The following is a 676-nucleotide window of genomic DNA, read 5'->3' as shown; positions in this document are numbered from 1 at the left end:
GGATGCGCGAACAGCAGCCGCACGCGGATCTCGCGCCGGCCCTCCTGCAGTTGAAGCAGCGGCGACGCCAGCGCAAAGCCCAGCCGCGCGGCGTGCGCCTGCGCCGCCGAGGCACGCATGGCGCCGCCAAGCAGCGGCCACCATGGCGCCCGCTCGGCATACGCGGCGTCAGGCGGCAAGAGCGGCACGGTGTCGACCCGGACGCGCGTTGGATAATCGAAGTCCCGCTCGGGCGAGATGGTCGGGTCGCGCTCCATGCGCAAGCTGCACAACGCCGAGACATGCGTGCCCGTGACCGCCACAGCCGTCTCGGCCGCGAATTCAAGCGCCCTGCCCTGGTGGTCCTTGCCGCCAACAAAGCGCGTGCCAGCCGCGATTTCGACATCGCCGGCATGGCGCGGCGCGCGCGCCAGCAGCAGGTGAACGAACTCCGGCACCGCCGGGCGCGGCGCCAGGCGCAGCACGTCGCGATAGTAGAAGTCCACCAGGCGCGCCGGAAAGCGATTCAACGGCTCCCGGCTGTACTGGAACAACTGCAGCGCGCTTAGCAGCAGCCCCATCGACGGCTCATGCGCGCCCGAGGCCAGGCTGCGCGCGAACTGTGCGTGCGCGAGCGGCTGCACCCGGGCGATGGCCAGCCGCAGCGCCAGCCAGCAGCGCCGCAGCCATTGGCGGC

The 676-nt window shown here is 71.9% G+C and carries 1 protein-coding gene; it reads right to left on the bottom strand.

Annotated elements, in window-relative coordinates:
• The coding region (locus KHO18_RS28300) for a hypothetical protein (protein WP_211944326.1) at positions 1 to 676 on the bottom strand (676 nt) is incomplete at both ends.

The organism is Cupriavidus campinensis, assembly GCF_905397395.1.
In the GTDB taxonomy this organism is placed as follows: Bacteria; Pseudomonadota; Gammaproteobacteria; order Burkholderiales; family Burkholderiaceae; genus Cupriavidus; species Cupriavidus campinensis.
Note: the sequence above shows the minus strand (reverse complement) of the source record. Positions and strands in the feature narration are given on the sequence as shown.